The sequence below is a fragment of the Agriterribacter sp. genome (assembly GCF_035444585.1).
Lineage (GTDB): Bacteria > Bacteroidota > Bacteroidia > Chitinophagales > Chitinophagaceae > Agriterribacter.
Map to the genome: position 1 here is coordinate 1 of NZ_DAOMOZ010000307.1, position 4,249 is coordinate 4,249.

The 4,249-nt window shown below is 44.8% G+C and carries 5 protein-coding genes; 2 read left to right on the plus strand and 3 right to left on the minus strand.

Annotated elements, in window-relative coordinates; all coding sequences use genetic code 11:
- The coding region (locus PLH26_RS20610; RefSeq protein ID WP_324587906.1) for a hypothetical protein at positions 1–239 on the plus strand (239 nt) is incomplete at its 5' end.
- Between the two features lie 132 nt (positions 240–371).
- On the opposite strand, the gene PLH26_RS20615 is transcribed toward PLH26_RS20610, so the two are convergent.
- The 3 genes from PLH26_RS20615 to PLH26_RS20625 all read right to left on the minus strand — a co-directional run bounded on the left by PLH26_RS20615 (position 372) and on the right by PLH26_RS20625 (position 3,327).
- Positions 372–1,424 carry an ABC transporter permease gene (locus PLH26_RS20615; protein ID WP_324587907.1) on the minus strand — a complete coding sequence of 351 codons (1,053 nt, stop codon included), beginning with the start codon at positions 1,422–1,424 and terminating at the stop codon, positions 372–374.
- A gap of 10 nt (positions 1,425–1,434) precedes the next feature.
- On the minus strand, positions 1,435–2,577 hold the full coding sequence (locus tag PLH26_RS20620; protein WP_324587908.1) for a BT_3928 family protein: 1,143 nt from the start codon (positions 2,575–2,577) through the stop codon (positions 1,435–1,437).
- Positions 2,578–3,000: 423 nt separating this feature from the next.
- Positions 3,001–3,327, minus strand: a complete 327-nt coding sequence (locus PLH26_RS20625) for a YegP family protein (protein ID WP_324587909.1) — start codon at positions 3,325–3,327, stop codon at positions 3,001–3,003.
- Between the two features lie 166 nt (positions 3,328–3,493).
- Here PLH26_RS20625 and PLH26_RS20630 point away from each other — a divergent pair.
- The coding region (locus PLH26_RS20630) for a DEAD/DEAH box helicase (RefSeq protein ID WP_324587910.1) at positions 3,494–4,249 on the plus strand (756 nt) is incomplete at its 3' end.

The window sequence follows — 4,249 nt, forward strand, 5'->3', positions numbered from 1 at the left end:
GCTATGATAAAGTAGCGCCTTTTTATGAGCCGGATTATAAAGACGCTTCGGTTAAACGCATTGAAAAAGACAGCCGTGACGTACTGTACTGGAACCCCGCGGTAATGCGCGAAGGAAACAAACCCATCCAGATACGGTTTTACAACAATGACGACGCCAAAAGCGTAAGGGTTGTTATTATAGGGTTTTCAAAAGATGAGGATATGCCGCTGTTCTATAACGAGATATTTAAATTATAATATTGGTGAAGTTGTCCCCGAAGGAATGCCGGATGATATGCCACAAAGGCACGAGGTCACAAAGTTGGGGCCTTCGGGTTTTATTGCGATTTTGGCTTGTGGGCAAATATTGCTTTTGATGCAGCCCCACATTTATCCCGTCTTCACCCGCGGATCAACAATGCTGTACAGCACATCCGAAAGGATATTGATAAGAACAAATAAGGTTGCGGTTACCAGCACACTGCCCATCACCACCGGAAAGTCAAGCTTGTCTAATGCATCTACCGTTATTTTACCTATTCCTTTCCATCCGAAAATATACTCTACAAAAAATGCGCCTGCCAGCAATTCTGCGAACCAGCCTGTAACTGCAGTAAGCACCGGGTTCAATGCATTGCGTAAGGCGTGTTTGAATATTACTTTAGGCTTGCTTAGTCCTTTGGCGTAAGCGGTGCGTATATAATCCTGGTTCAATACATCCAGCATGGCGCTGCGGGTAAGCTGGGTAATGATGGCTAAGGGGCGGATACCCAAAGTAAGCGCGGGAAGGATGAGATTTTTTAGAACAAGGTATTTTTCGCCGGTATAATCATCATATTCAAAGTAGCTGCCGGTAAGGTTAAGTCCTGTATAGGGCCCCAGTACAATGGCAAAAAAATAGGCGATAAGGATACCGGTAAAAAAGGAAGGAGCCGAAATACCCAGTACGCTCGTAAAAACCGCCGAAGTGTCCATCCATGTATTTTGTTTAACAGCGGCCAATACGCCCAGGGCAATGCCGGCAATGGTGGCAAACGACATGGCTGCCACGGCCAGTAGCAAAGTGCCGGGCAAAGCTTCCATCAGTATGTTTAGTACATCTCTTTTGGTTTGATAGGAATGGCGGAGGTAGGGCAGCTTTATAGCAAAACTGAAGTCTTCGCTCCCGATAAACAATCCCTTCAGCTTCTTTTCTTCAATCTCCTGTGCAGAATGAATGCTCACCGGTGAAATATCTTTTACATAATATACAAACTGCTTCCACCGGGGCTGGTCGAGGTACAGCTCTTTGCGTATGTTTTGAATGGTAGCGCTGTCGCCGGTTTGCCCCAAAACCAATCGTGCCGGGTCGCCAAAACCCTGGAACAGGAAAAATACGATGCATACCACACCTGCCAGTACAAGCAGCGCATAAAAGACCTTCCTGACGATGAATCGTATCAATGGCTGGTATTTAATTCACTAAAGCCTGTATTTCTTTCGCCGCATCATCCCAGTCGGCATAGCTCCATTTGTTGAGGATCGTTCCGTTCTTCAACAGGTACAATGTGGGATTGGTGCGGGCTGCTGTTTTAATGGGTACCACATCACATTTTAAAAAGGTTACCCCCGGTGTAGCATTAAAATAAGCGTTTATTCCCGATGCATTATTGGTAATAACAAACAGGTTTATTCTTTGTTGCTGCAATACCGGGTACAACAATTCAAGGTTGTTCACCCATTCGTCCTTTCCCGGATCATCTTTAATGAACAGGAAGGCGCTGTAACCCGGGTCACTCAGCACTTGCAAAGTGGTATCATTGTCGTGCAAAGTAGTGAGCACAAAATCGTTAATGGCAGGTTCAGCATTCCCTTTACGGATCAGCTTATCATATCGTTTTACAAAATGATAAATGGAATCATCGAAATCATCGGGGAAATTATCGGAAGTAAATTCCACTGTTTTGCTATCCTTTTCGTAAACAAAAGTAATAACTGTGCTGTCGGGTACAGCACCGGGGGGTATCTTCATCTTTTCAGGAATATTATTCCCTTTTTTAAAAGGCAAACAATCTGCTACCGGCAGGTGCTTTAGTACGTACCACTGGAACCATATGCTGAAGATCAAGGACAGAAGAATGATACATGCGCTGCCAAATGACGATAATGCAGGCCTGATCTTATTGCGCCAGGTAAAAATGAGGAGGATCAGCAGCAGCAGCACAATATCTTTTATGAACGACGTTTTTGGCGTAAGCGGGATACAATCGCCGAAGCAACCGCAGCTCCTGAATTTGCCCGAGAGGTAGGCGTAGCCCGTTAAAAAAGTAAAGAAGATGATCAGCAACAATAAAAGCCAGCTAAATAAACGCATCTTCCAGCCAACCAGCACCGCCACGCCGGCTATTATTTCAAAAGCGATCATTATAACAGAGAACGCCAGTGCATAATCGTTCATGGCGTGCATGAGGTTTGGCAGCCAGCCCGACTGTGCCCATACCTCAAAGAACTCCTGCATTTTATAGGCCAGTCCTAAGGGATCGTTTGCCTTTACAAGGCCCGAAAAAATAAAAAGAATACCAACAATGTATCTGGAAATGGTTATGATTGATTTCATGCGGTAAATGGCTAAGGATCTGGATGGTTATATTGTTAGAGGCTAAACTACACAATAATTTGAAAACTCGTTCAACTGAAACAAAACCTTATTTGAAAAGGAAGAATAAGCTTTGCGGACCGGGTAGTGGAGCTGAACGCAGGCGAAACGTTGCTGATAAAAGCCCATGATCAGCATAAACTGGAAGTTTTGGAGGACTTTTCTTCCTGCATTATCCTGGATAGTGATGCCCGGATTGAATTTGTTCAATAACAACAGCATACAGAAGGAGACTGTCTCAAAAGATTTGGTTTAGAAGATTTGCCATCAGGGCCCAAGGACACAAATGCCTGATACTCAGGTTTATTTTCTCAGTGCTTTAGCAACCCGGTGGCAAAGTATAAGTTTTAAGACAGCCCCCTTCAATATAGCTCAACAAATACTTTATTCTTCTGCCACTGGTGCGTTCGGCGCGTTGCTTTTTACCGATGCAATGCCATTATCCCTGCCTGCTTCATTTTCATACATCTGGCTTTTGCCAATTACCTGCCCGTTGCTGGCTTTGAGGGTAAAATAAGGCTTTCCGTTAGCGGCGGTCAGCTTCTCATAACGTGTATCATCACCTGCATTTTTCTTTACCGAGTCAATGCCGTTTTGCCTGGCAGCAGTAGTGGTATATCCTTCACTGCTCAGGATCACCTGACCATTACCTGCCACCAGGTTAAAATAATACTGCCCGTTATTGCCGGTTTTTGTTACAAATTTTCCCATGGTATAAATATTTTTTTGGTGAGATTCAATATACGTTTTTTTATTAAAAAGTAAAGTTTGATTGAATGATATAAGAATAGTGTGAATGGATGTCCGGGCACGAAAGTGCAGTAGCTGTACCCTATCTTTACTGGTTCGGCGGCGGTAGTTTTGTATTTTTGCAGTTATGCCAAACGGATCGTATTCTCTTCCTGATATTCTTTCGCGCTTAAGCATTGATTCGCTCAATGAAATGCAAACGGCATCCATTGCGGCCAATGAGCAGCATAATAATGTAGTGCTGCTTTCGGCAACGGGTTCAGGAAAAACACTGGCTTTTTTATTGCCCGTACTGGATCTGCTTGATCCGGGAAATAAAAGTACCCAGGCGCTTATTGTGGTGCCGTCGCGCGAACTGGCCATGCAGATTGAAAAAGTATTCAAATCGCTGGGCACCTCGTATAAGGTTACCTGCTGCTATGGCGGCCACCTGCGTGAAACGGAAGAGCATAATTTGCAGCAGCCGCCGGCACTGCTCATTGGTACGCCCGGGCGGCTGGCGGATCACATCCGCCGCGGAAATATCACTACAGATGCCATTGAAACCCTGGTGCTGGACGAATTTGATAAATCGCTGGAATCGGGCTTTCATGAAGAACTGGCTTTTATCATAAGCGCCCTGCCGGCACTGAAAAAAAGGATACTTACTTCCGCTACTGAAGCAGTTGAAATTCCCGAATTTATTGGATTGAAAGATCCGGTAAAATTGGATTTCCTGTCCGGTTCAGGGGAAGCTCCCAAAGGGCTGGCGATAAAAATTGTGCAGAGTGATGAAAAGGATAAATTAGGAACGCTTTTTAAACTCATTTGCCATTTGGGCAACCGTTCCACCGTTGTGTTCTGCAATCATCGCGAATCGGTGGAGCGCACCAGTGAGTACCTG

Coding starts and splice junctions, on each gene's coding strand:
- PLH26_RS20620 (WP_324587908.1), bottom strand. CDS start 2,577: ATGAAATCAATCATAACCATTTCCAGATACATTGTTGGTATTCTTTTT.
- PLH26_RS20625 (WP_324587909.1), bottom strand. CDS start 3,327: ATGGGAAAATTTGTAACAAAAACCGGCAATAACGGGCAGTATTATTTT.